General features: G+C 66.2%; 22 protein-coding genes and 1 pseudogene. 6 read left to right on the forward strand and 17 right to left on the reverse strand.

Translation table 11 applies throughout. The features are described 5' to 3' along the window. Positions 1–47 precede the first annotated feature (47 nt). Together ACPXY0_RS02390 and ACPXY0_RS02395 are read right to left on the reverse strand one after the other, a co-directional pair. The gene (locus tag ACPXY0_RS02390; protein WP_423928127.1) at positions 48–437 is read right to left on the reverse strand and encodes a PIN domain-containing protein; all 390 of its coding nucleotides are present in this window, start codon (positions 435–437) and stop codon (positions 48–50) included. Further along, the gene (locus tag ACPXY0_RS02395) at positions 434–727 is read right to left on the reverse strand and encodes a type II toxin-antitoxin system Phd/YefM family antitoxin (RefSeq protein ID WP_423928129.1); all 294 of its coding nucleotides are present in this window, start codon (positions 725–727) and stop codon (positions 434–436) included. The genes ACPXY0_RS02390 and ACPXY0_RS02395 overlap by 4 nt, the downstream gene beginning before the upstream one ends. A gap of 175 nt (positions 728–902) precedes the next feature. On the opposite strand from ACPXY0_RS02395, the gene ACPXY0_RS02400 reads away from it, so the two are divergent. Beyond that, entirely contained in the window at positions 903–1,328 is a 426-nt protein-coding gene (locus ACPXY0_RS02400) for a type II toxin-antitoxin system VapC family toxin (protein ID WP_423928131.1), read from the forward strand. 54 nt (positions 1,329–1,382) lie between these two features. Here ACPXY0_RS02400 and ACPXY0_RS02405 read toward each other — a convergent pair whose 3' ends face one another. From ACPXY0_RS02405 to ACPXY0_RS02435, 7 genes are all read right to left on the reverse strand, one after another. Beyond that, on the reverse strand, positions 1,383–1,679 hold the full coding sequence (locus ACPXY0_RS02405) for a type II toxin-antitoxin system Phd/YefM family antitoxin (protein WP_423930545.1): 297 nt from the start codon (positions 1,677–1,679) through the stop codon (positions 1,383–1,385). Positions 1,680–1,783: 104 nt separating this feature from the next. Continuing rightward, on the reverse strand, positions 1,784–2,284 hold the full coding sequence (locus ACPXY0_RS02410; protein WP_423928133.1) for a hypothetical protein: 501 nt from the start codon (positions 2,282–2,284) through the stop codon (positions 1,784–1,786). 28 nt (positions 2,285–2,312) lie between these two features. Next, entirely contained in the window at positions 2,313–5,702 is a 3,390-nt protein-coding gene (locus ACPXY0_RS02415; RefSeq protein WP_423928135.1) for a WD40/YVTN/BNR-like repeat-containing protein, read from the reverse strand. A gap of 107 nt (positions 5,703–5,809) precedes the next feature. Next, positions 5,810–6,028, reverse strand: coding sequence for a hypothetical protein (locus ACPXY0_RS02420; RefSeq protein ID WP_423928137.1), 219 nt, complete (start codon positions 6,026–6,028; stop codon positions 5,810–5,812). 250 nt (positions 6,029–6,278) lie between these two features. Further along, on the reverse strand, positions 6,279–6,626 hold the full coding sequence (locus tag ACPXY0_RS02425; RefSeq protein WP_420637318.1) for a hypothetical protein: 348 nt from the start codon (positions 6,624–6,626) through the stop codon (positions 6,279–6,281). Positions 6,627–6,914: 288 nt separating this feature from the next. After that, a complete protein-coding gene (locus tag ACPXY0_RS02430) occupies positions 6,915–7,448 on the reverse strand; it encodes a hypothetical protein (protein ID WP_423928139.1) in 534 nt (177 codons plus the stop codon). Positions 7,449–7,704: 256 nt separating this feature from the next. Next, positions 7,705–9,057, reverse strand: a complete 1,353-nt coding sequence (locus ACPXY0_RS02435) for an IS1380 family transposase (protein ID WP_423927861.1) — start codon at positions 9,055–9,057, stop codon at positions 7,705–7,707. A gap of 802 nt (positions 9,058–9,859) precedes the next feature. On the opposite strand from ACPXY0_RS02435, the gene ACPXY0_RS02440 reads away from it, so the two are divergent. Next, a complete protein-coding gene (locus ACPXY0_RS02440) occupies positions 9,860–10,288 on the forward strand; it encodes a DUF433 domain-containing protein (RefSeq protein WP_423928141.1) in 429 nt (142 codons plus the stop codon). Between the two features lie 167 nt (positions 10,289–10,455). Here the strand turns inward: ACPXY0_RS02440 and ACPXY0_RS02445 are convergent, their stop codons facing one another. From ACPXY0_RS02445 to ACPXY0_RS02455, 3 genes are all read right to left on the reverse strand, one after another. Continuing rightward, the gene (locus tag ACPXY0_RS02445) at positions 10,456–11,340 is read right to left on the reverse strand and encodes an HNH endonuclease (protein ID WP_423928143.1); all 885 of its coding nucleotides are present in this window, start codon (positions 11,338–11,340) and stop codon (positions 10,456–10,458) included. A gap of 5 nt (positions 11,341–11,345) precedes the next feature. Further along, complete coding sequence (locus ACPXY0_RS02450; RefSeq protein WP_423928145.1) at positions 11,346–11,843, reverse strand: hypothetical protein; 498 nt, start codon at positions 11,841–11,843, stop codon at positions 11,346–11,348. Positions 11,844–12,809: 966 nt separating this feature from the next. After that, the gene (locus tag ACPXY0_RS02455; RefSeq protein WP_423928147.1) at positions 12,810–14,087 is read right to left on the reverse strand and encodes a DEAD/DEAH box helicase; all 1,278 of its coding nucleotides are present in this window, start codon (positions 14,085–14,087) and stop codon (positions 12,810–12,812) included. A 578-nt stretch (positions 14,088–14,665) separates the two neighbouring features. On the opposite strand from ACPXY0_RS02455, the gene ACPXY0_RS02460 reads away from it, so the two are divergent. The 3 genes from ACPXY0_RS02460 to istB all read left to right on the forward strand — a co-directional run bounded on the left by ACPXY0_RS02460 (position 14,666) and on the right by istB (position 17,379). Further along, complete coding sequence (locus tag ACPXY0_RS02460; protein ID WP_423928149.1) at positions 14,666–15,007, forward strand: hypothetical protein; 342 nt, start codon at positions 14,666–14,668, stop codon at positions 15,005–15,007. A 540-nt stretch (positions 15,008–15,547) separates the two neighbouring features. After that, positions 15,548–16,564 carry an IS21 family transposase gene (gene istA / locus ACPXY0_RS02465; protein WP_423928151.1) on the forward strand — a complete coding sequence of 339 codons (1,017 nt, stop codon included), beginning with the start codon at positions 15,548–15,550 and terminating at the stop codon, positions 16,562–16,564. Further along, positions 16,561–17,379, forward strand: coding sequence for an IS21-like element helper ATPase IstB (istB, locus tag ACPXY0_RS02470; RefSeq protein WP_423928153.1), 819 nt, complete (start codon positions 16,561–16,563; stop codon positions 17,377–17,379). The genes istA and istB overlap by 4 nt, the downstream gene beginning before the upstream one ends. Before the next feature lie 1,194 nt (positions 17,380–18,573). Here the strand turns inward: istB and ACPXY0_RS02475 are convergent. Further along, complete coding sequence (locus tag ACPXY0_RS02475) at positions 18,574–19,203, reverse strand: OmpA/MotB family protein (RefSeq protein ID WP_423928155.1); 630 nt, start codon at positions 19,201–19,203, stop codon at positions 18,574–18,576. 82 nt (positions 19,204–19,285) lie between these two features. Further along, positions 19,286–19,534: a hypothetical protein gene (locus ACPXY0_RS02480; protein ID WP_423928157.1), complete on the reverse strand. Its 249-nt coding sequence runs from the start codon at positions 19,532–19,534 to the stop codon at positions 19,286–19,288. A 68-nt stretch (positions 19,535–19,602) separates the two neighbouring features. Here ACPXY0_RS02480 and ACPXY0_RS02485 point away from each other — a divergent pair. Further along, positions 19,603–20,738, forward strand: a protein-coding gene (locus tag ACPXY0_RS02485) for an IS630 family transposase (RefSeq protein ID WP_423928159.1) whose coding sequence is annotated in 2 segments (ribosomal slippage) — positions 19,603–20,035 and positions 20,035–20,738 — 1,137 coding nt in all. Because the reading frame shifts where the segments join, the coding sequence is not laid out codon by codon here. Here ACPXY0_RS02485 and ACPXY0_RS02490 read toward each other — a convergent pair. The 3 genes and pseudogenes from ACPXY0_RS02490 to ACPXY0_RS02500 form a co-directional block, all read right to left on the reverse strand. Next, complete coding sequence (locus ACPXY0_RS02490; protein WP_423928161.1) at positions 20,717–21,004, reverse strand: hypothetical protein; 288 nt, start codon at positions 21,002–21,004, stop codon at positions 20,717–20,719. The two genes, ACPXY0_RS02485 and ACPXY0_RS02490, sit on opposite strands and share 22 nt — an antisense overlap. A gap of 55 nt (positions 21,005–21,059) precedes the next feature. Continuing rightward, a pseudogene (locus tag ACPXY0_RS02495) lies at positions 21,060–22,295 on the reverse strand (IS256 family transposase). Further along, complete coding sequence (locus ACPXY0_RS02500; protein ID WP_423928163.1) at positions 22,211–23,578, reverse strand: MotA/TolQ/ExbB proton channel family protein; 1,368 nt, start codon at positions 23,576–23,578, stop codon at positions 22,211–22,213. The pseudogene ACPXY0_RS02495 and the gene ACPXY0_RS02500 overlap by 85 nt, the downstream one beginning before the upstream one ends. Positions 23,579–23,608: the final 30 nt, after the last annotated feature.

Here is a 23,608-nt window from a genome sequence, read left to right on the forward strand (position 1 = left end):
TGCCAGGAGGGCACCCGCCCGCCGTCGAACGCGAGTGGCGCGAAGGGTCATGTCAGGTCCCGAACGGGAATACCCAAGCTCTGGGCGCTGCTGACCATACGGCGGTCGTAACTGGCGAGTTCGACGTCGAGTCCCCTGCCCCGCAGGAACTCGAGCGACGAGAGATGCAACGCGTCGAGCGTACGCACCGCAACGGGAAACGCGTCAAGGGCGCGGGCGAGCACTGGCGGCGCCAGCTCAAGCAACGCGATGCGGCCGATCACCTCGTCCGCGCCAGAGGCGTGGGAGACCGCGAGGTCTCGTGCATGAAGGCGGGTCCAGATTTCGTATTCCAGCATGCGGCTGGAGACGAGGGTCTCGGCCCAGAACGAAGCGGGCGGACGGCGGTCCTCAGCGAGGAGGTGGGCGAGGGCGACCGATGTGTCGACGTAGATCACCGGTCGCTTCGGTCGCCTTCCAGTTCACGGAGCAGTTCGGGCAGCGTAGTCACGGGCGGTCCGCCCCGGGGAGGCTCGGAGCCTGGAGAGAGAGCGGGGGTCAACCAACCCTTCCGCACGGCATCGGCCAGCATGGCGTCGGCCAGGACCGGGCTTCTCGTTTCCCGCGGAGGACCGATCTCGGCTACGACCCGGTCGCGGTCGGTCACGAGTACGGTCTCGCCGCCGGCGGCGAGGCGCACGTATTCGCTGAGCCTGCTATTCAACGCCTTGATGCCCACGGATCTCATGGCCCATAAGTAGCTACCAGTAGCTACTTCCGTCAAGCGGCGGCCTCGGCGTTGAGGTGGATTTCCCAATCGTCTGGCGCCTCCCCTGGGACAGGCGTAATTGGTACAAGCCAGGGAGGGAGCTTTGACACACGATGCTACAACCGGGGTAGATCCGGGCGGGGACGTGGGGCGCATGAAGGGGTGGTTACTCGATACGAACGTCGTGTCCGAGCTCCGTAAGGATCGACCGGATCCCAAAGTGATGCTGTGGTCCGAGGCGAGGTCCGCCGACAGTCTTTTCCTCAGCGAAGTCACGCTCGCGGAGATCCGCTATGGAATCGAACGTCGCGCGCAGGACGAGTTCCGCGAGGAGTTGGAACTATGGCTCGAGCGCACGTTGCGGCCCTGGTTCGCGGGGCGCATCCTGCCCGTTGACGAGGATGTGTGGGTGGCTTGGCGGTGGATGGTCGAGCGCGGCAAGAAAAAGGGGATCACGTTCAGCCAGCCGGACCTCGTCATCGCGGCCACCGCGGAAGTCCACGGATTGGTGGTTTGCACGCGCAATGAAGGTGACTTCGTGCGAGCCGGGGTACCGGTGCTCAACCCTTGGTTGCAATGAGAAAACGGTCCGGGGGGCGGGGCAGTCGCGGCTGCCCCCCTCGGTTAGAGTTCCTCAGAGTACGACGTCACGCACCGGACTCCGCACTCCCTCTTCCCCGAAGTCGAGGCGGTTCAGCGGAGACTGGGAAAGGAGTTCGTGGAGGGTGACCTGCTTGGCGCGTGCTTGAAGCTCGTCGAATTCTGCCGCGCCAACGACGACGACGGTGTCCCGACCGCGCACGGTGACACGTTGGGGTCGGCCCGACGCCGCCAGGCGCACGACCTCGCTGAACCTCGCCTTGGCCTCGGCAAGTTTCCAGGCCAGCCGTGGAGATCGCCGGGAGTACGGTCCGTGGTTGCTTGGCGTCAGGGTAGTGTCTCCATTCCAATGTGACTAATCTGGTCAAATGATATGCGTGAGAGCGGACGATCGCCACTCCCAGTCTCTGTTCACGGCGCGGCACAGCGAGGGACTCAGGGTTCGGATTCGAGGCGGATCGTCCACCAGACGGCGCCGATCGCGGCGGCGCTCGCCAGAAGGTGTAGCGCGAGGCCGATCTCCTCGGCGGACTCCAGAGCGCCGGCGCGCTCAAGCAGGTGGCGCCAGTCGTTGGCGTGGTCCCCGATCGGCGGCAGCGCGAGGCGGTTTGCGTCGGCCATGTACTTCGCGGTGTACATGACGCTCTCCGCCGACCACAGGGCGCACACCGCCGCGGGAACGCCTTCCCCCCGCCGCCAGAGCCGGAAGGTGATGAAGATCGGCACGGCAAGCTGGAGCAGCGGCCCGGCGAGCACCGACACCGTTTCCCCGAAGAGGGAGAAGACGACGTGTCCCGCCTCGTGGATGAGGAGGTTGATCCCGTCGACCCAGTGGTAGCGGTAGAGGAAGACGAGCCACGCCGCGTACACGCACATGACGACGAGCCCCACCCGCCGGGGCCCGATCGTCTTCCAGATCCACGACAGAATCTTCACGCGAGGACGCCCCCGCCCCGGCTACGCGCTACCCGTTCGGGGGCCAGGCGGGGAGGGCGCGGCCCGTGGTCCACGGCACGCCGGCCTCCTCCAGCTGCCCCTCCAGTGCGGGGAGGTCGGTCTCGATCAGCTGCCGCATGTCAGGATAGAGCGCGGTGAAGGCGTCGTTCGCGATCCGGTACTGCTCGCGGTGCGTCTGCGTGGGGCCGTGCATGCCGTTCCAGTGGCCGCGGACGACCTGGTTCACGCGGCCGATGATCCCCGGCATGTCGGGTTCGGCGCGCGAGCCCCGGGTGCGGGAGCCGTTCAGCGTCTCCTGGAGGTCGAGGAGCCGCAGCTCCAGCGCCCGGGCGTCCTGACGCAGGGCCGGGTCCGCCGCCGGCCAGCGGTCCAGGGCCTGCTTCATGGCCGAGACGCGGGCCATCGCGGCCGTCGCCACGCGCTGTGTCCCGGTGACGGCGCGCAGCAGCTCCCCGGTCTCCCGCTGGAAGGCCAGCACGGCCGCCCGGTCCTGCGGCGGGATCGCCGAAGCCCCCATGGGCGCGATCTCGAACGGCACCGGCCCGGCCAGCTCGGTCACCTCGCCGTCCACGCGCTGCGACACCGACACCGTGTAGCTCCCCGGCAGCGCCATCGGCCCGTTCCCGCCGCCCCCTCCGAAGCCGCCGCCCCCGCCGCCCCCGCCGCCGCCTCCGCCACCGCCCGCCCCGCCGCCCGTGACGGGATTGTAGCCGGGATAGCGATAGTTCCACGTCGCGCGGCGCATCCCCCGCGAAGCGGATCCGTTCACCGTGTTCACGACGTTCCCGCCGTCGTCCCGCACCGTGAGGAACACCCGCGGCGCCTCCTCCCGGTCCTCCGCCTCCAGCTCCTCCCACGTCGGGTACGGCGTATCGTCGCCGCGCCGCTGCGCCCGCCGCTCTTCGGCCTGCCGCGCCGCCTCCCGCGTGCGCAGCGTCTCGCCCACGTAGTAGGTGAACGTGACCCCGAAGTCCGGGTTGTCCGCCGTGTAGAAGTCCGACCCGCTCGTCCCGCCCGGGCTCCACCTCAGGAACATCTCCCCGTCCTTCGCCGAGAAGATGTACCCGTCCGAGGCGAGGATCTCGTCCGATTGCGCCGCCAGTTCCCTGAGCGGCGTGTAGTCGTCGATCACATAGAAGGAGCGCCCGAAGGTGGCCGCGACGAGGTCCCCCTCCCGCTTCTGGATCTCGAGTTCGCGTACCGGGATCGTCGGCAGCCCGCTCCCCAGTTCGAGCCATGACCCGCCTCCGTCCACCGAGGCGAAGGCCGAAAACTCCGTTCCCACGAAGAGGAGGTTCGGCTCCACATGGTCCTGCACGATCGTGAACGCGGGCCCGTTCTCCGGCAGGTCCGAAGCGATCGAGGTCCACGTCACGCCCCGGTCCGTCGACTTCAGCACGTACGGCCGGAAGTCGCCCCGCTTGAAGTTGTTGATGACGGCGAACACAGTGTTGGGGTCGTGCAGCGACGCCTCCACGTCGTGCACGAAGCTCGTGTCCGGCACCCCCGGGAAGCTCGCCACCGCGCGCCAGTTCTCTCCCCCGTCCTCCGTCACCTGCACGAGACCGTCGTCCGTGCCCACGTAGATGAGGCCCTCCACGAGCGGGGACTCGGAGATCGCCACGATGTGCCCGAACTCGGATGTCGAGCGGTTCTTGCCCACCGCGTCGACGCTCCACACGCGCCCCATCACCTCGAGCTGGTTGCGGTCGATGTTGCGCGTGAGGTCGCCGGAGATCGGCCGCCACGTCGAGGCCTGATCGTCCGACCGGAAGAGGATCTGCGCGCCGAAGTAGAGCCGGTGGTTGTCGTGCGGGGACATGTGGATTCCCGCGTCCCAGTACCAGCGGAGCGGGGGACCGTCCGCGTCCTCCTGCGGCTGGATGTCGAGCCGTTCCTTCGAGGCGCGGTCGAAGCGCGACAGGACGCCGTGCTGAAGCTGCGAGTAGATGATGTCCGGGTTCTCGGGGTCTATGACGGGGTCGAAGCCGTCGCCCCCCAGCGTCACGTACCAGTCAGAGTTGCGGATCCCCTGGTTGTCGAGCGTCTGCGAAGGGCCGCCGAGCGTGTTGTTGTCCTGCGTGCCCCCGTAGACGTAGTAGAACGGCTCGTCGTTCGAGGTCGCGACCTTGTAGAACTGGGTGAGCGGCAGGTTGCCGAAGAAGTGCCAGCTCTCCCCGAAGTCCCGCGTCTCGTACAGCCCCCCGTCGTTGCCGAGGATGATGTGCTCCGGGTCGTCCGGGTCGAAGGTGAGCGCGTGGTGGTCGACGTGTACGCCCTGCGTGGGCAGCCGCCCCCACGTCTCCCCGCCGTCGTCCGACATCTGCACGAAGGTGTCGAGGGCATAGATGCGGTCGAAGCGGTGCGGGTCCGCGTACAGTTCGTGATAGTACATCGGCGCGCCCGACTGGTAGCGCGAGGTGCGCGACCAGTTCTCCCCCATGTTCTCCGAGCGGAAGGTGCCCCCGGCGTCGCCGGCCGCCTCCACGATCGCGTACAGGATGTCCGGGTTCTGTGGCGAGATCGCGAACCCGATGCGGCCCTTGTCCCCCGAGGGGAGGCCGCGGTTGATCTCGCGCCAGGTGGTCCCGCCGTCCGTCGACTTGTGGATCCCCGAGCCCGGCCCGCCGTCGATCATCGTCCACTGGTGACGCCGCCGCTGCCACGAGGTCGCGTACATCACGTCGGGGTTCCGCGGGTCGAGGAAGACCTCGTTTACCCCCGTGTGCTCGTCGATCTTGAGCACCCGCTCCCAGTTCTCGCCCCCGTCCGTCGTCCGGTACAGCCCGCGCTCGCCGCCCGCGCTCCACAGCGGCCCCTGCGCGGCGACGAAGACGACGTCCGAATGATGCGGATGGACCGCGATCATCCCGATGTGTTCGGAGGTCTCGAGCCCCATGTTCGTGAACGAGCGCCCGCCGTCGATCGACTTGTAGACGCCGTCCCCGTACCCGACCGAGCGCTGCCCGTTGTTCTCCCCCGTCCCGACCCAGAGCGTGAGATGGTCGTTGGGGTCGAGGGCGATGGCCCCGATCGAGTACGAACCGTAGTCATCGAAGATCGGCGACCAGGTGGTCCCGGCATTCGTCGTCTTCCACAGGTTCCCCGAGGAGGCCGCGACGTACCACACGCTCCGGTCCGTGGGATCGACCGCAATGTCCGCGATCCGTCCCGAGGCGACCGCCGGGCCGATGCTGCGCCAACTGATCCCGGAGATGAACCCGGAGTTCAGTTCGGGCGGGTCGTCCCCCTCGTCCTCATCCTCCTGGGCGGCCAGCGCTCCGGGGCCGCTCAGGGCGCCGAGACTTGCCATCCCCGCGAGGAGGAGGGCGGGGAAGCGCGAGATGACGCCGCAGCGGGCGTGTGGGTTCGCGTGGAACCTGTCGAGATCGATCATGATCGCACCTTGTCGGCTTTAGCTGTGGCTATCGGGCGGTGCCGCGTGTGGAATTCGTGGCTTGGGAAGGTCGGCCCGGGGATGGGAGGCGGGCAACCCGTGCGGTGTCAGGCGGGGTCGGTCCCGGTGCCCGGCAGGGGGACGCCGAACACGCGGCCTTCGAGACGGGCCACCCGGTGGGCCATCGCCACGCGCGTCTCGACCAGTTCGTCACGGACCGCGTCGCCGCGGCCACCCAGGCGTTGTTCGACTTTACCGAGTTCCGTGCGCAGTGCGCCGATTTGCGACTCGAGCCTGGCCCGTCCGAGGGCGCCCTCTTCGCGCACGCTCGCGATCTCCGCCTTCAAATCCCTGCGCAGGACGGCTCTCGGCGCCGCGCAACATGCGGCTCAGAGCGGCGGTCGCGCCCACGGTCAAGCCTGGCAGCAGGGTGATGTCGCCAAACAAGTCCGGTCCCATGGTGCTGCGTGGCCTCCGGAGAAGGTCCGTGTACGGTCGAGGACCGCGGCCCTGCGGGTCCCGACTCACGCCAAAACCTCCGCTCGCCAATTAACGCGCCATCATCCCGGGAGTGGGTTACGCCCCGTACTTCAGATGGCCGCGTGAACGGGGACTCTCGATTCGTCTGCGGGCAAGAGTATCGAGGCGGCCGCCGAGCCGCCGCTCCAGGTGCCCCACCTCGTTGCGGATTTCGTGGCGAAGTTGATGCCGCAGTTCGTTCCGTATCTCGCGGCGAATCTCGTCTTGGACTTCGCGCTGGAGTTCGCGGTAGCGCTCATCGATCCTCGCCTCCAATTCCCGGTGCCTGTGCTCCCGATCCCGAATCTTCCGGTCGCGCCGCATAAGGATCCATTGGATGGCCACGCACGTCCACACGATGACCGCTCCGCCGATGGAGACGGCGATTTCGACCCACTCGGACATGCTCCATTCCTCCCTTTACGTCCCCATGCCGTGGGCCCGTCCCGCGACATCGCCGCGAGTTTGCTCCCCAACCCTGCGAGCGAAACTCCAACGTGCGTCCCCGCCGATGCCGCATCAACCGCCGGAAGCGCCGGTCGCGAGGATCGGGCCCGGGCCCGCGACGAGGAGGAAACGAACCGTCAGTCCCCGTCCAGCTCCGGCGATTCGCGCCCGGGATCCCCTGTTTCCTGTCGCGGGCCGCCTTCGTCATTTCCAGTTACGGTGGCGCGATGGGCGGACTGGAATCGCTCATACACGTCCATGATGAATGGTCTGGCGCTGCTGATCTCCGAGATCGGGACGACGACGCGAAAATCGGCGGGATTGACCGAGTCCGCGGCCAGAAACGTTCGCGTACTTCGTCGTGAACCAGACCTTTCGCGTCTCCTTCTCCCGGTAGCCGCTCACGACCGGCATGATCTCAACGTATTTTCGGTCTCGTATGGCGGTGCCGCCGAGCACCCAGCCCACGTACACCTTCCCGCTCGAAAGTGTCATTTCGACCATGAGGTCCTCGTAGAGCGCCACATGGAACAAGAGACGTTCCAGGGAGTCGTTGTCATTGAGCATGGCACGGATCGAAGCCCGGTGCTGACCGTAGAAGCAGTTCACGAGCAGCGCGAAGGAAGGACCCAGAAGAAGCGGCAACGCCAGGGTTATCGTGTTCTTGAACGGCTCGATCTCATACCAGTCGGCCGGAAGGCGGTCCTTGAGAAGGAACGTCTCGATTGCCCATGCGCCCGCGAGGAAGAGCGCACCGGGGACGGCGGACCGGAATAACACATGATAGCCACTCTCGCGACTACCGGTGAGTCTGGTGAACCCGGATCCTGCGTTGGCGCATAGTCGGGCGGCCTGAGGGCGATTATGACCGGCGGTTGTGGCGACTTGGCGCGGGCGGTGGCGTTTTCGGGGCCGGACCGGGCCTCGGCGGAGGGCCGGCGGGGCTCGGGAGGGGTCCCGAACGGCTCGCGGAGACACGGGGAGTGGGCGCCGCCGCGCGGCGCCTTCGGAAAGCCGGAGTTGGGGCCGGTCAGATTTAGGCGGGCGCGGGCGGCGGGAGACCCCGCTCGATGGCCCGGAGCGCCGGTCGCAGGAGGCCGAGGGCCGGTTCGGCGCGCGCGAACCCGAGCGAGGTTCGGCGGGCGTGGGAGGTGATCCTGGCGGGGGCGCGCAGCAGGCGCAGCCGGATGCCGCGCGGCTGCACGGCGCGCCAGCGGCCGCCGAGGAAGTTCGCGCGCAGGATGTGGAGGAGTTGGTAGGCGAGCACGGCGAGGCTCCACAGCAGGGCGTTGCCGCCGAGGTCGTCCACCGCGGTGCGGCCGGCCGAGAGCTGGCCCAGCTCCTCGATCCGCTGCTCGACGACCGCGCCCGCGTTGTAGGCGCGCCACGCCTCGACGGGGCCGATGCTCCCGATGTTGGTCAGAACGTCGGCGCTCATCGTGGTCTCCCACGCCGCGAGATCGAGTTCTCCCTCGTCCGGCCCGACCCGTCTCCGCCTCTCGACCGAGAGAAGCCGCGTCCCCCACAGCTCGCCGGAGGCCGTCCTCAGTTCCCGGTCCCCGGCCTCGTCCCGGGCGGCGGTCTCCCAGGCGCCCCGGAAGCCGTCGAGCCAGGCGTGCCGCGGCACCTTGAGCAGATAGGACACGCCGAGCTCCTCCATGCGCCGCGCGATGGACTTGGAGAAGAACCCCTTGTCCAGCCGCACGGTGATCCGCCGCACCCCCGCCCCCCTCAGGCGGGCCACCAGCTCGGCCAGCCACGCCTCCGCCCCCCGGGCCGTGTGCGCGCCCCCCGGCCGCCAGCGCACCCCGAGGCAGTCGCCCGTCTCCAGGACGTAGGCCAGAAGGGGGTGGTGCGAGGGGCGGCCCCGCTTCTTCGGGTTGTAGCCCCGCTCCGCCCCGGCCTGCTTCAGCCCGTAGCGCACCACGACGGTCGAGTCCATGACGATCGTCGCCGACCGGGGCGCCCCGCCGGCCAGCTCCCAGCGCCGCCGCACCATCCGCCACAACAGCTCGTCCAGAAGCGGCGACAGCACGGCCGCCGAACCCCGCAACCAGCGCCCGAACGTGGCCGGGTGCGGCACCCGCGCCCAGCCGAAGATGCGGCGCACGCCCCGCCGCTCCAGAAGCGGCGGGTCGTCCATCGCCCCGCCGCCGTACAGGAGCAGCACCACCCACGACTCGACCATGAGCGATGGCCGGTAGCGGCCGGGGACGTTCCCGCTCCGCCGGTCGATCCAGCCGCCCAGCCCCAGCGCGTCCCACAGCTTCCGAACCACGACGAGGCCGCCCGCGTCGGTGATCCGCCCGCCGCCCCCGCGGACCCTCAGCGCGGCCGCCGATCCTTGCACGTGCGGGCGCGGTCCGGTATAGTCGTTTCCACGCACCATTCGGGTGTCCTCCGTTCCGGGGTGAACTCTTGTTCAGTCCCTCTGAACGTAGGGCCCCGGGCGGTGCTTTTCCATAGTCCGAAACTATGATCTCACTATCGTCAAGGCCTCCACGGCCCGGCTACGGCCGCCCTCCCGGACGAGCCCCGCGCCCACGATCGCAGGATCCGGGGTGAAGTGGCACCGTTGGATGAAGAGGTAGCCGCCCAGGATGGAGATGAAGAGGACGCCGAATCCCATGGCGGGGTGTCGTCCCGGATGACTTCTAGCGGTTCCTCTCGGCGGGGGTCGCGGGCGCGGACTTCACGGGGAAGTTCTCTCGCACGTTTCGCAGGATCTCTTTCGCGCTGCTGCTTTCCAGGATCTCGCGAGGATCGACCGAGTACCCCTTCTCGGTGAAACGAACGTTGCGACGCGGCCTGTCGTCTTCGGAACGGCGCTTTGACATGGGCGATCTCTTCTCCTTCTCGCGGTCTTTACGGATTGCTCCCGGAAATGGTTCCATCCAGAACGTAGAGTGCGTGGTACGGGCAGACCAGCATGGTCGAGGCCCGCGACGGGCGATCGACCTCCGCCGCTCCGATCCGAACCAACTTCCGGGAGTCCGTCAACGGGGCATCAAACGCAAGCAGGAGCGGGTGGCGGGCATCGGATCGCGGGTGTCCAAGGTCGGTCGAGACGCACGCGACCCGAGCTCCCGCGCCTGCGACCCGATGGTACTTTGTTCCCACCTCCGCAAAACCTCGTCGAGGCTCATGTGCTCCGCGCCCTGCGGAGCGTCCATGGCGCGAGAATGGGGAACGTGCGACCGGCGCTCTCGTATGCAGAGGAACAGCTGGGGATCTCGCGCTTGCTGCTGCACGACGAACTCCTTACCAGCGGAGGCGAACTTCTCCTCCAGCAGCTCGATCAGCTGATCGAGCTGTCGCGGTCGGGGCAACTCGCACTTCGAAGGCTGCTGAAGGATTGCCTCAACCGCGTGGAACGTGACGACCAACGCCTCCCGTTCCGGGTTTATCCGGTACTTCCGCGGCAATCGGCGAACGCGCGGGCCATCTCGATCAACCCGAGGATCTCGTTCGGCCGACCCGTGCTGGCCGGATCCGGCGTGTCCACTCGGGCCCTCGTAGACCGCATCGACGCCGGCGAAGACATCGCCGCCATAGCCCACGACTACGGTCTGGCCGAGAGCCAGATCCACGACGCCGTCCTCTACGAGACGGCCGCGTAGACCGATTCCCACATACTTCGTCGACCCGCGATCTCGGCCTTTACGTCTTCGCGAACGTTCTCAGGGAGGCAGGTCTCGAAGTCGAGGTCCATGACGACCCCTTTTCCGCGTATGAAGACGTTGTTGAGGGCGCCAGACATGCTCAACGCATATGCACTTTCCCCTTCCTACGCATGAGTCCGGAAGACGTGGTCGCGATGGTACTTCAGGAAGCTCGGGTGCGGGCGGTTCGACGGCACGCGGGGCACCTTCAGCCGCCGGTCGTCGTTGATGAGTCCGAAGAAGTTGTCCGGGATCGCGCGATCCTTCAGCAACAGCTGGTAGTCGTCGGTGACCGAGATGAGACCGCGGTCGAACATCCAGTGCGCGGTTCCGCATAGCGCCAGGCCGTTGCGCATACTGTCCGGCCCGCTCTCCGCGACGGGTTTGATGTGGGCCGCCTGAACCTCCGGTCGCCCGCCGCCGTTGATGATCCGGAGTCCCGTGATTGCGCAGGTGTTGTCGTAGGCCGTGCGGACGGCTGTCGAGAAGACCCGGTCCCGGAACGGCCTGCGCGAGATCTGCTCCACGATGCGGCGCTCCGTCTCCACCGGATCGCGCTCCTTCATCCGCCATCGCGCCTCGGCGAAGCCGTGGAATCCCGCGTGGAGTATCAGATGGTACTCAGCGTCGCGGATCGTCCGGACCGCGCGTCCGAACCGCCCCTTGTTCGGGGTGCCGTCCGCCTTCCGCAGGTTCCGCTCGTAGTAGAAGCTCTCCTCGCGGAAGGGGACGGGCGTGTCGAACTCAAGGTAGTCCTTCACATTTCCGTAGTAGCGATCGGGGAGGCGGGGATCTTCCTCGATTCGCACAAGGCGGGCCGTGGCGAAATAGGACAGGCGTCCTCCGGAGCTGGACTCATGTGCTGTGGAGCGCCGCGGCTCGTAGTACACGATCCAGTCGCCCAGCGCGGCTTCAACCGCCCTGAGGTACGTCTTCGGGAAGTGATACCGCTGCTCCGGCAGGTCGTCGTAGGCGGGATTCACCTTCGTCGTGAGTACGGCCTTCGCCATCGCTCCTACCGAGCCACATCCCTCATCCCCGGACGCCGGGGGGAGGGTCCCAAGGGCAGCGTGTCGATCTCTCCGTCCATGTACTCGACGAGCGTCGCGAGGCTGACGTTCGCGCGCTCGGGCCAGCCACGGCGGCGGAAGGGGGGCGGCCAGCCGAGCGCCTCCTCGTGCACGAACATGTAGCGGCCCTCTTCGTCCTCTCGGTAAAGCGCCAGCGTGTCCGGTAGGCCGCCACGTTCGCGAAATCCGCGCCAGAAACCGCCGGGTGTGTACGACGCGACCTCTTCCTCGTCGATCCACGCATACCGCACCTGGAATCGTCCGAGCGCGTCCGAATCGAAGCATCCGTCCCCCGACGCCGCAGCCACCACGCCGACAGTCACGCCGGCGCGCACGATCCGAATCCGTTCGGGGACTAAGCCGGAGGCCGCCCAGTCGCGCGAGCGCGCCTCCTTCGCTCCGCCGCACACGAGGCTGATTGCGTACTTGCCTCCGTCCATCACGTTATCGTTCTCCGTTCCTAAACCGCCCACTGCTCCCTGCCCGGAACATACATGGAAACGTCGGTCCGGCCACACGGTCTCCGCGGTCGAAGACATGCGGGACTGCTCGATCAGCCTTCGCGGCTGCAACATCCTTCATGCTTCCACCGCGTTGACGGTCCAAGAAAGCCTGCCCGGCGGATCAACGGGTCAGGAGAATTGGGTCTCGGGGGTGCCTATCCGACTGTTTTCCGCAGAAGCCGAGCCCTATCGGGACAAGTGCCGCCGCAGAGCCTCCCACTCTCTGACGACTGGCAATCTCCCTCCCTTCATGAGCGAGGCCGCCTCCCGGCTCCTGTCAACGCGTCGTAGCACGCCTCACAGATCTGATGGCCGCGATAACCCTTCAGGGGTTCGAGAGTCTCCTCGTCGCATATCGGACACTCGATCCGATCTGGCTCTTCCGTCGCCTTGTTCCTGGGCGGAGCAAACAGACCTTCGGCTTGGTCCGATGTTGGCCCATGAGATGTCGATGGGGGCATGGCCGCCTCGGAGCCAAACGAGGTTTGCCCCTGACTGACGTGCTGCGGGTCGGGCGCGCCCTCTACAGCCTCCGGTACCTCGGTCCAAGCTTCAGCCCGGTCAGTCGCCGGAGTCGACGAGTCTTCCCAACACCGAGTTATGCCGCATCGTGGGCAAACCCACTCAAACTCCGGTCGGCCCATCTGGTCATCGACTACTCCTACGAAGTCACGGCCCTTAGCGCGCAAGGTCCAGCTATGGGAGCCTCGCTCACACGCTCGAGGGTTGGGGACGGACGTCGGTGCGGTAAGCCCAACCGCTGGGATTTCTACCGATAGTTCCGCTTCCACTCTGCCGGGCGGCGTCGGGTCGTTGATTCCCTCGACCAGCGCGTCCGGTTGCCGCGCAGGCGCATCGTCGCTAGGTGAAGAATCCGTACTCTCTTCGGCAATCACGGTGGCCAATTCAACGTCCTCCCATGCGTTGTCCGCCCCATCGGGGATCGCGCCAAGTCGCACGTGAAGTCGCTCGATGATCTCCAGTATCGAAACGCGATCTGACTGCTTGGTCCCTTCCGGTGGGCTTCTCGTCGCGCGCCCGCACGTCGCGGACGATGTCGAGCGTTGCCCGTAGCTTCGGCGCAGCTTCGATTCGCTCCGCCGTGGTCGCTTCCCGGGGCCTGAAAATGTCAGGATGCGAGCAAACCTGAATGAGGTGTGTGAGGGCGACGAGCGCCATCATGCCGCCGCTCTTGAGGTCGGCGAGGATCTGAGCGTACAGCCACCGTTGGAGTTCACTCAGGCCGACCGACGGCAGCTCATCGGTCGACTTCAGAACTTGCTTCTGCGGGAGGTCCTCCAGAACATCCTTCTTGGTGCGCCGCAAGTAGTGAGGCGTCAAGCGTTCCTGGAGCCGGGTCGCGAATTCCCTTCGGCGCCCGGAGGATTCCGCCGCTCCCATGATGGGATCTTCGAATTCTCTCTGGAAATCGCTTCGGCTTCCCAACTGACCTGGCTGGGCAAAATCCACAATGCACCAGAGTTCGCGCAGACTGTTCTCGACGGGCGTACCGGTCAGCGCGAGGCGAAGATTGCTCTTCATGCCCTTAACGGCGGCCGTGGTCTGCGCCCCCGGATTCTTGACTTTCTGCGCCTCATCGCAGGCGACGAAGGTCCAATCCACCTGAGCAAGCGTGACTTGGTCGCGCCGCAGCGTCCCGTAGCTCGTGATTACGACTTGGTGCCTGGCGATCCGCATCGGATCACGTTCTCTTCCCGTGCCCAGGTGGTGGTGGATGTCCCGGATCGAGGGACAGAATCTGCGAAGTTCCTCCTCCCAGTTCTGCACGAGGCCGACGGGGACGACCAGCAGGCAGGGGCCGAGTTCTCCCTGCTCCGCCAGGTGGCTCATAAGTGCGATAACCTGAATCGTCTTTCCGAGCCCCATGTCGTCGGCGAGCAGCCCTCCGAAACCCTTGTCGTACAAGAATCGAAGCCATCGATATCCCGTCCGTTGATACGGGTGCATTTCACCGTTGAAGCTGACCGGGTCGGGGTACTCCGGGAGTTCATCCAGGAACTCGAAATCCGGTTGGCGGCCTTCAAACTCAAGCTCGTCCAGGTTGGAGATGACATCGAGAACGAGCGCCCGTGCCCTCGGGATCTCATAGCCGCCACGGCCATTGGGCTGAACTTCCTTCCAGACGTCGAGGAAATCCCTGGCATGCCGAGGTTCGATCTCCATCCACTCGCCACCGTGGAGGATCCAGGGATCTCCCGACTGCACAACCTGCCCGCAGACTCCCGCGTACTCCTCGGGAGAGAACTGAGGGGGGCACATCGCCGAGTTCCGCCGAGCCGTGCGGCCGCGAAGAGGGTCTCGCGGGGCCGCGCGACTGCCGCGCCTCCCGCAGCCCAGTCGGGGAGCGATTCCGGAGTCACTTCGATATTGAAGTCGACGTCGAACCAGCCCCGGCTCTTCCCTTGGCCGAACTCAAATGAAGGCTGGGCATTGTAGCGTCTCGGGACGAGGCCACGTACCCGCAGGCTGAACTGCTCGGCGTCGACCGAATCGGGAAGATACGCTTCCGGATTCGCCAAGAACCGAGGGACATCTGTCCCTTCGATCTTCGGTCTTGCCTTGATCTCGTCCGCACCCGCCCGCTGCTCCGGGTTGAGCACGAGGCGCTCTCGGCGAGTCCCCTCCGCACGGAAGTAGGAGCTTCTTGTGGCTCCACGTCCGAGGTCGAAGCCGGAGGTGGCACCTTTCGATCCGATCGGGATCGGCAAGAGTTCGAGCTCTTCCGGGCCGACGCCGGTAACTTGGACGCCGACGCCTTCCGGAACCACGATGTCCTGGTCCCGCAGATAGGCGTCCAGATTTGCTCCCGCCCGATCCGCCGCCTCTCGAACGTGCCCGATGAAGAGCAGCTGGTCGTGAAACGAGGGTGCGTCCAGCGTGGAGAAATAGTCGAGGACCGAGTAGAGGTCTGCCACGGCCTCGGGAACGAGCCTCCACCCGCTGCCCATTCGGACAAAGGCGCCGATGCGATCTTCGGCCGAGAGAGGGCCCACGCCCGGAATTGTCGTCTCGGCGCGAACGCCGAAGTCGCCCGTCAAGGAAGCGTAGCCCGTGGCGCGAAGGTCTACGCCGACGCCAAGTGACTCCACGGGAAGACCGAACTCGTCGCGAGCGGGTCTCTCAAGTGCGTAGATCTCGCGTGTCGGGAGCAGGTATCCCCCCTCAACTTCGTCGACCCGCTCCTCGAGCCATAGTGTCTCGAGGAGTCGGAGAGCGGGCGGGGCCGTTCGAGGATCTCCCACTATCGGAAGGGCGGGGGCAGCTCCGTCCGGGGTCGCTTGAACAACACCAAAAAATGCGCCGTGGGGGTGGGGTGCCCAGTCGATCATCGGCCTCGCCGTGCAGTCCCTCTGGTCCACGTCTCCAGATAACGATCGGCCTGGCCCTGCCAGCCCATACCATGGATGAGCCAATTCGGGGTGCTCGACCACCCGAACCGCACCGTTTGTTGGCGGCCATGCAAAATTCGACAGTTGTGGCCGTCGAAAATCGTACACCTCGGGTGGGTGATCGAAGGCCGGGCTGGGCGGTGGATCGGGGGGCTGGTGAGGTTCCCCGGGCCTTTCTCCACTCTGGCGTCTCCATTCAGCACAGGGGGCGCGATGATCGGGAGAGAGAAGCGGGTGCTTCTGCGACACTACCTCGAGCAGGGTGTGCCGAAGGCGGCGATCGCTCGGCACGTGGGAGTGAGCCGCGAGACGATCTATCGTTGGATCGCGACGGGGCAGTTGGACCGGGATCTGGACGACGAGGCGGTGAGATACCGGCCGAGAGCTCCGGCGCCGTCGAAGCTCGATCCCTACAAGGGGATCATCGACACCCGGCTGGCGGACTATCCGAGGCTGAGCGCCGTGCGGCTGTTCAACGAGGTGCGGGCGGCGGGCTATCCTGGCGGCTACGGCCAAGTGAAGCGCTACGTGCGCAGGGTCCGGCCACGGGAGCCCGAGGAGCCGGTCCGGAGGTTCGAGACTCCACCGGGCCACCAAGCGCAAGTGGACTTCGCGGAGTTCCGGCTGCCGTGGGGCAAGCGTCATGCGCTGATCGTGGTGCTGGGCTACTCGCGGCTGATGTGGCTCAGGTTCTATGAGCGCCAGACGATGCCGGTCGTGATCCGGGGGCTGGAGACATCGTTCGCTCATTTCAGCGGCGTGCCGTCGGAGCTTCTGTTCGACCAGATGAAGGCCGTCATCACCGGCGACAAGCGCAACGAGGGGGGCCGGCTGGTCGAGAACCCGGAGTTCCTGCGCTTCAGCGGCCACTGGGGGTTCCGGATCCGGGCGTGCCGCCCGTACCGGGCCCAGACGAAGGGCAAGGTCGAGCGGCCGATCCGCTACATCCGGAACAACTTCTTCTACGGCCGGGACTTCCTCTCCGATGACGACCTCAACGCACGGGCCCTCCTGTGGCTCGACGGCGTGGCCAACGTTCGGATCCACGGCACGCTGAAGGAACGTGTGGCGGACCGGTTCGAGCGGGAGCGGCCGTACCTAAATTCCCTGGCACCGTGGCCTTACCGTCCCGTGACGCCGTTGCCCGAGCTCCAGACGACACAGACCCGGGTTCCTTCGGCACTCCAGGTCGTGGAGGTCGAACGACGTCCGCTGTCCGAGTACGCCGGGATCACGGGAGAGATCTCGTGAAGGCCCGGTCCCGGAGCACGCGCATCGCGGCCCAACTCGCCGATCTGAAGATGCCCGGCGCCCTGGAAGCCCTCGACGAGGTGCTTGCCGCGGTGGACGGCGGCGGAACCACCGCGGCAGAAGCCATCGAGCGGCTCCTGACCGCCCAGATCACGCTGCGCAACAGCCGGCGCCTCGCCACCGCCATGCGATCGAGCCGTCTTCCGGCGATCAAGACGCTCGCGGACTTCGACTTCAGCTTCCAGCCCTCGGTCAAGCGGGAGCAGATCGACTCGCTTCACGAGCTCGGCTTCCTGGAGCGCAAGGAGAACGTCGTCTTCCTCGGCCCGCCCGGCGTCGGCAAGACACATCTGGCGATCAGTCTGGCCATCGCCGCGGCCGAGAGCGGGCGCAGGGTCTACTACGGGACGCTCACGGATCTCATCGACTCCCTCGAAGAGGCCGAGGCCGCCGGCCGGCTCAACCACCGGCTCAAGACCCTCACCCACCCCGCGCTCCTGGTCGTGGACGAGATCGGCTACCTCCCGGTCACCCGCAGCGGTGCCATCCTGTTCTTCCAGCTCGTCAACCGGCGCTACGAGCACGCCTCGACGGTGCTGACCTCGAACAAGGGCTTCGAGCAGCGGGGAGAGATCCTGCACGACGAGGTCATGGCCGCCGCGCTGCTGGACCGGCTACTGCACCGCTGCCACATGGTCAACATCCGGGGCAACAGCTACCGGATGCGACGCCATCTGGAACTCTCCAAGGCCATCCACCCGACCGCCTCCCGGGCGGTCTCGGCGGATCGCTCGGAACACGGAGGGACTCGGTGATGCGCGCCGACCAGATCCTCTCGGAACGTCCCGCTCCGGTCGCTCCGCTCCCTCCGCGGCGCGTTCCGAAAAGTGTCCCATTTTCGACGGCCAGAAGTGTCATATTTTCGATGGCCATTGACACCGTTTCTCGCCTCTTCAGGGCCGCCGGACTGCGTGGTTTCGTGGCTCGCAGCTGACGTGCCTGTTGCCGCGCGTAGAAATAAGCGGCATTCCCCACCTCGAAGAACTCGACCACGGCGAACTCTTCGAATACAAGCCAGGCGTATTCTGTGCCCCCAGCCCTCCCGGTCTCCACATCGATCATCTCCGATACCCTACTCAACCAATAGCCATGGCGGTCGGTGTCTCCAGAGAACGCACGATCGAGTCTCATCCGCAGGAGCCAGCGCAGAAAGGCATCGCTGCGGTCTTGCGGCACGAGATTCCAGAACGCAGCACGCGGGCCACGAGGAGATCCGTAACTGGACTCGATCGCCCGCAGAACTGGGTCCTCCCACTCGCCAACGCGTAACGTGACGAGATAGTGCCTCGCAAACCCCTGTTGCCCGAGCGGGTTCAGTTCCGGAAGCCAGCGCAGGAGTCGTTCGGCACCCTCGGCCCGCAGCTGACTGGATGTCCCCTGGGTCATCACGGCCGTCCGCACCGCGCGCGCCAACGGTGTGTTCGGGCGGAGCGGGCTTTCCGCAAGATCAGCCAGGTCGGAGTAGGTGTGGCCTTGGGTGGCCAGCCATTTCCGAACAATCTCGCCCGGATTGCGGGCTCCCACCCAGCGACCGACCTCTGCCTCCATACCCTCGCGGGCGATCAAGCTCCAACCGTACTGGTCACCGGCCAAAGCGCATAAGTCCGTCACTTCGGTAACGCCCGGATGCTCTTCCCAGGTCAGCCAAAGCTTAGGCAGCAGCCGCCGGTTCATGCGCCGTCGAACAATGCCGGCCGCCGCGGGGCGCACGTCATCCCACCGTCCCAGCGATCGCGCGATGCCCCGCACATCGCGACCCGATAACCCATCGGCCAGTCGGCGCAGAGCCACGCTGTCGGCAACGCACTCCCGGATACGGTCATGAAGCGCCTCGAGGCGGGTGTGTGACGCGTCTACCATCGCCCGCGCCGTCGAGGGATGCGCCTGCACCACTTCGCGCCGGACATTCGCCAGCTTCCGAGGGCTGTAGTCGAGAATCACCCGTCGACTCATCGATCTTCCGACCTGAAGAAGAGCCGCTCGAGGATTTCCTGGATGACCTGCTCATCGTTCAAGCGAAACCGGATCTCAATGCGTCGGGAGCCCTCCTTATCCACGACGGTCGAGTCCGGAGCGAGAAACAGCAGGTCGGAGAACGAACGGCCGTTCGCCGTCACATACTGGCGCAACGCGTCCTCATATTCTGTGGATTGCTGCAGCAGGAACTGCATGACGCTGGAAGCACGATCCTGAGAAAGCCCGAGGTTGAACAAGTAGTTATCCTCAACCCGGTCGGGTGGGAAAGGTCCGTCCTGATCGGTGTGACCTTCTATCACGATCTCTTGCAGATGCTCTTCGAAGCGCGGGATTCCCAGCAGGACGGGCAGGTAGTCGGCCGCGAACTCGCCCAACCTCTCGCGCCCCAGTTGCCGGAGGTCGCTCGAGCCCCGATCGAAGAGCACCTCGCCTCCGAACCGGACCGATCCGGTCACGGTGTCGACCCGAAGAAAGCCCCGGCCCTCGAATCGAGCCCGAAGAGTGTCGGCGATCGCCCGGCGTGTCTCGACGAGATCCTGCACAGGGGCGGCCCGGTCCTGGTAGGTATGGAAGGCGGTCAACAACAGCAGGGCGAAGACCATCAGGAGTCCCGCGAGCAAATCGGCGTAGCTCAGCCAGTACTGATGCGGCGCGCTCTCGCCCGTCCAGTCGTGGGAGCGACCCTTAAACACGTCTGGACGTTTCCTCTCCGGTCCAGCGGCCGTCACGCTGCTCGAGGGCGTTCCGGAGGCGAACCAACTCATCTTCCACGGCCTTGGCCTGACCCGAGGCGGCGTTCAGCGAGGCCGGGAGCGGCTCAAGCGCGAGGATGGAGTCGGTAAGAGCCGATAGCTTCTCCTCGGAAGCCCGCACCGGAGCGAGCGTCTCGGAAATCGCCTCCTCGATGCGCGTCACACCGGGGACTAGTGTCATGTCACACGTGATATGTCGTAAGGAGCGTGATAGACTTCTTGCCGGTCCACAATGGCGAGGAGGCTGGCATGAAACGGTATTTGGTGGAGTTGGAAGCGGGGGAGCGCGAGGCGTTGGCGGCGATGACACGCAAGGGTTCACATCGTTCGCGGAAGGTGATCAACGCGCTGGTTCTGCTCAATTGCGACGAGGGCGAGTTCAACGAGCGGCGCACGACCGGCGGGGAGATCGCCGGGGTGTCGCGGATCAGCGCGCGCAGGGTGGACCGGGTCAAGAAGCGGTTTGTGGAGGACGGTCTGGAAGCGGCGCTTGGGGGCCGGCGGGGTCGTCGCGCGAAGTACCTTCGCAAGGCGGACGGCGAATTCGAGGCGCGGCTGGTCGCGCTCAGTTGCGGCGATCCGCCCGAGGGGCGCGCGCGGTGGTCGCTGCGCCTGTTGGCGGACCGCGCGGTGGAACTCGGCTATATCGACAGCGTCTCGCACGAGACGGTGCGGCGGGTGCTAAAAAAAACGCCATCAAACCGTGGCGGCGCGTCGGCTGGGTGATCCCGCCGCGGCGCAATGCCGACTTCGCAGCGGGGATGGAGCGGGTGCTCGACGTCTACCGGCGTCCGTACGATGCGAACTTACCGGTGGTGTGCATGGACGAGACGCCGCGCCAGCTGATCGGCGAGACGCGCACGCCCGTCCCGCCGGCACCGGGACGGGCGGCCCGCGAAGACTACGAGTACCGGCGCCTCGGCACCTGCAACGTGTTCATGGCCACCGAACCACTGGCCGGCCGGCGCCAGACCAAGGTGACCGAGCGCAGGACCAAAACCGACTGGGCCCGCTTCCTGCGCGACATCGCCGCGCAGTACCCCGGCGCCACCCGAATCACGCTGGTGATGGACAACCTCAACACGCACCGCCCCGGCGCGCTCCACGAAACCTTCGAACCCGCCGAGGCCAAGGCGCTTTGGGATCGCTTCGAGTTCGTCCATACCCCCAAGCACGGCAGTTGGCTGAATGTCGCCGAGGTCGAACTCAACGTCATGATCCGCCAGTGCCTCAATCGCCGCATCGACTCCATCGACACCCTACGCGCCGAAGTCGCCGCCTGGCAGGCGGCCAGAGACCGAATCCAAGCCAAGGTCAACTGGCAATTCACCACGGACGACGCACGTGTCAAGCTCAAGCGCCTCTATCCGACGTTTGCTGTGTGACATGACACTAGGTCCTCGGTGGCTTCTCGCAATTCTGCCAACGTGCCGGACAGATGGTTCACCACCGTGGCCATCTCGGTATCGAAACGCGCGAAGACCTCCTGCAGCTTCTCTTGAGTGACGCTCGTGAACTCGGTGAGACTCCCTTCGAGGGCTGTGGCGAGTGCATCCAGATTGCCCTTCAGATCGTTCCAGAATCCGATGAGCCGATCTACCTGGCCTCCCGTCTCATCCAGCTGGGTGGCGAGCGCCGTGCGAAGCTCCACATTGGCTTCCGTGAACGCGTCGACCGAGGTCGGGTCAATAGGTGTGTAAACGTCATCAGGCGGCGATCCTCTCCCGACCCTCGGGGACGGGCTTTCCGTCCTCGAACCTCTTCCCTTCGTACACCTCTCCCAAGCAAGTGCGGCGCGTTGAGCTTCCCGGACCTCTTCTCGGCCACCAGCAGCAGCCGCCAGATCAGCGCCGTGGCGTTGTCGACCCGCTTGAACCGCTTCGCGGCCGTCGTGCGCAGCCGGACCGAGGCGAACGGGCTCTCCACGACGTTGGTCGTCCGCAGGTGCCGCCAGTGCTTCTCCGGATAGTCGTGGAAGGCCGTCATGCGGTCCCAGTCGTCCTCGAGCACGGCCACCGCCTTGGCCTCGGCGTCTCCGTAGCGGTCCCGGAAGGCGTCTCTCGCCTCCTTCGCCGCCGCCCGCGAGGGCGCTACGCCGCCGCGCGCAGCATCTCCCTCGCCGCGGCCTGCTCTCTCTTGGGCAGCCGGTCCAGCACGTTGGTCGTCTTGTGGTTCCAGCACCGCTGCTCGGCCGTCTCCGGCCACACCTCCCGCGCCGCGCCCCAGATGCCCAGGTTCCCGTCGGCGACGAGCAGCTTCGGCGTCCCGAGCCCCCGCGCCTTGAGGTCCCTGAGCACCGCCGCCCACGACTCGACCGACTCCCGGTAGCCCGGCGTGACCGCCAGCACCTCCTTCGTCCCGTCGCTCATGGCCCCGATCACCACCAACAGCGCCGCCTTGTCCCGCTCCAGGCCCGCCTTCACGTAGATCCCGTCCGCCCACGCGTACACGAGCTCACGGTCTCCCAGCGGCCGCCGGCTCCACGCCTCGTGCTCCGCCGTCCACCTCGCCCTGAGCCGCCTCACCGAGGACTTCGACAACGGCGCCCCGTCGCCCAACAGCCCCCTGAGCGCCAGCTCGAAATCGCCCTCGGCCAGCCCGTGCGGGTACAGCTCCGGGATCAGCTCGCCCACCTCCCGCGTCCGGCGCGCGAACAACGGCAGCACCCGGCTCTCGAACCGTTCCTCCAGGCCCCTGACCCGAGGCCGCCTGACCTCGATCGTCCCCGAACTCGTCGCCAGACGCCGCGGCTTGCCGTACCCGTTCCGGTAGCCCGGAGGCGCGTCCACCGCCGCCCGCCGTTCCGACTTCACCCGGCCCGGAAGCTCCGTGATCTCCTCCTCCAGTGCCGCCTGGATCAGACCGCGCATCTCCTCCCGCACCCACACCTCCAGCGTCTCCCACGCTGGCCCGCCGAACCTCTCCCGCGTATCGTTGCCCATGAGGCGACGTCCTTTCTCCGGGTCTCCCCCCGGATCGCTGGTAAACGGTCAGCTGAAAGGTACGTCGCCTCGCTTTTTACACACCTTTTGTTCCTACCTCCGTCGACCTCCTTGCCAAGCCGAGAGGATGTCGCGGCCGTATGATCGGCGATCTCGCGAAGGTGGCCGGTTGCCTCCGAGATGTGTGTGTGGCTTTCCTGCAAGCCGTCCAGGCTCTCAAGGAAACGAGCGGCCGCCTCGCCGCCGCTCTCGACGAGGGTCGCAGTTACCTCCGACACGGTCACGACCCGTTCGAAGACTGCACGAACGTCGACGTTGACACGCTCCTGCCACTCAGCCGCTCCCTGGACTGCGCTTGCGAGCCGCTGGATCTGATCATCCGCAGCGCCCAGGAACTGTTCTCGAAACGCGACGACTATATCCTCAAGCGCTTCCATTTGGCGCTGATCCACCTGCGTAGTGACGGCCTGTAGGGTCTCATCGATCGACGTCAGCGCAGGCGAGAAGCTCTTCTCCATCACGTCCTGCATCGCGCTTGCGACGTCGGTCCCCAGGTTCTGCAGGATCCCCTTCTGCTCTTCAAGCAGGACCCTCTGCTCCTCCGCGTTTCGCAGGGAGCCGGCCAAGACTGCCTCGGGAGTCCTCACCGGAAATCGTACCCGGACTTCATCGAAGAACGCCCGAGCACGTCCCTGGAACCCGTGGTGCGTGGACCGATGCGCAATTCGCCAGATCAGGGACAGGGCGATCCCGGCCAACGATGTGACGAAGGCCGCGGACATCCCGGAGAGAAGCGTCTGCACGCTCTCGAACAGTGCGTCCTGATCCGGAATCCCGATGTCCTTGAGTCCGACGTATAATCCCCAGAAGGTCCCCAGGATCCCAAGGCCGGCGAAGATCGCGGACAGCGCGAGCGAGAGCTGGCGGTTGTATCCCTTGAGGACGGCACTCTCGGTGAAGACTGCCTCAGGGTCCGTGACGCCGAACGGCAAACCATGAACCGTGACTGCGTCCGCCTCGTATCGCTCGGCGAAGTCGGTCCAGAGGTGAGACAGGACGCTCTCTGGAGCGAACGGGGACAGTCGGCTCGGAGTCTCGGCACCGTCAAGTCGGACGCTCTCGGCGGCTTCGGCAAACTCGTTACGCCGTCGCCGGACCCCGTTAAGCCCCGCAGAACCTCGGAACCCAAACAACCCGTACACCGCGAAAGCGATCATGGCGTAGAGAAAGAGAATACTGCTATTGGGAACGATTGCAGGGGGGAACGGATTTATGATGTCCACGAACTCTATGTGACTCCCCTTGCAAGCGTC

Source organism: Candidatus Palauibacter sp. (assembly GCF_965237495.1).
In the GTDB taxonomy this organism is placed as follows: Bacteria; Gemmatimonadota; Gemmatimonadetes; order Palauibacterales; family Palauibacteraceae; genus Palauibacter.

Bases quoted from the DNA above. Each gene is read 5' to 3' on its own strand.
- ACPXY0_RS02395 (WP_423928129.1), bottom strand. From the start codon at position 727: ATGAGATCCGTGGGCATCAAGGCGTTGAATAGCAGGCTCAGCGAATAC.
- ACPXY0_RS02400 (WP_423928131.1), top strand. From the start codon at position 903: ATGAAGGGGTGGTTACTCGATACGAACGTCGTGTCCGAGCTCCGTAAG.
- ACPXY0_RS02415 (WP_423928135.1), bottom strand. From the start codon at position 5,702: ATGATCGATCTCGACAGGTTCCACGCGAACCCACACGCCCGCTGCGGC.
- ACPXY0_RS02425 (WP_420637318.1), bottom strand. From the start codon at position 6,626: ATGTCCGAGTGGGTCGAAATCGCCGTCTCCATCGGCGGAGCGGTCATC.
- ACPXY0_RS02435 (WP_423927861.1), bottom strand. From the start codon at position 9,057: ATGGTGCGTGGAAACGACTATACCGGACCGCGCCCGCACGTGCAAGGA.
- ACPXY0_RS02445 (WP_423928143.1), bottom strand. From the start codon at position 11,340: ATGGCGAAGGCCGTACTCACGACGAAGGTGAATCCCGCCTACGACGAC.
- ACPXY0_RS02455 (WP_423928147.1), bottom strand. From the start codon at position 14,087: ATGGAGATCGAACCTCGGCATGCCAGGGATTTCCTCGACGTCTGGAAG.
- ACPXY0_RS02475 (WP_423928155.1), bottom strand. From the start codon at position 19,203: ATGGTCTTCGCCCTGCTGTTGTTGACCGCCTTCCATACCTACCAGGAC.
- ACPXY0_RS02480 (WP_423928157.1), bottom strand. From the start codon at position 19,534: ATGACACTAGTCCCCGGTGTGACGCGCATCGAGGAGGCGATTTCCGAG.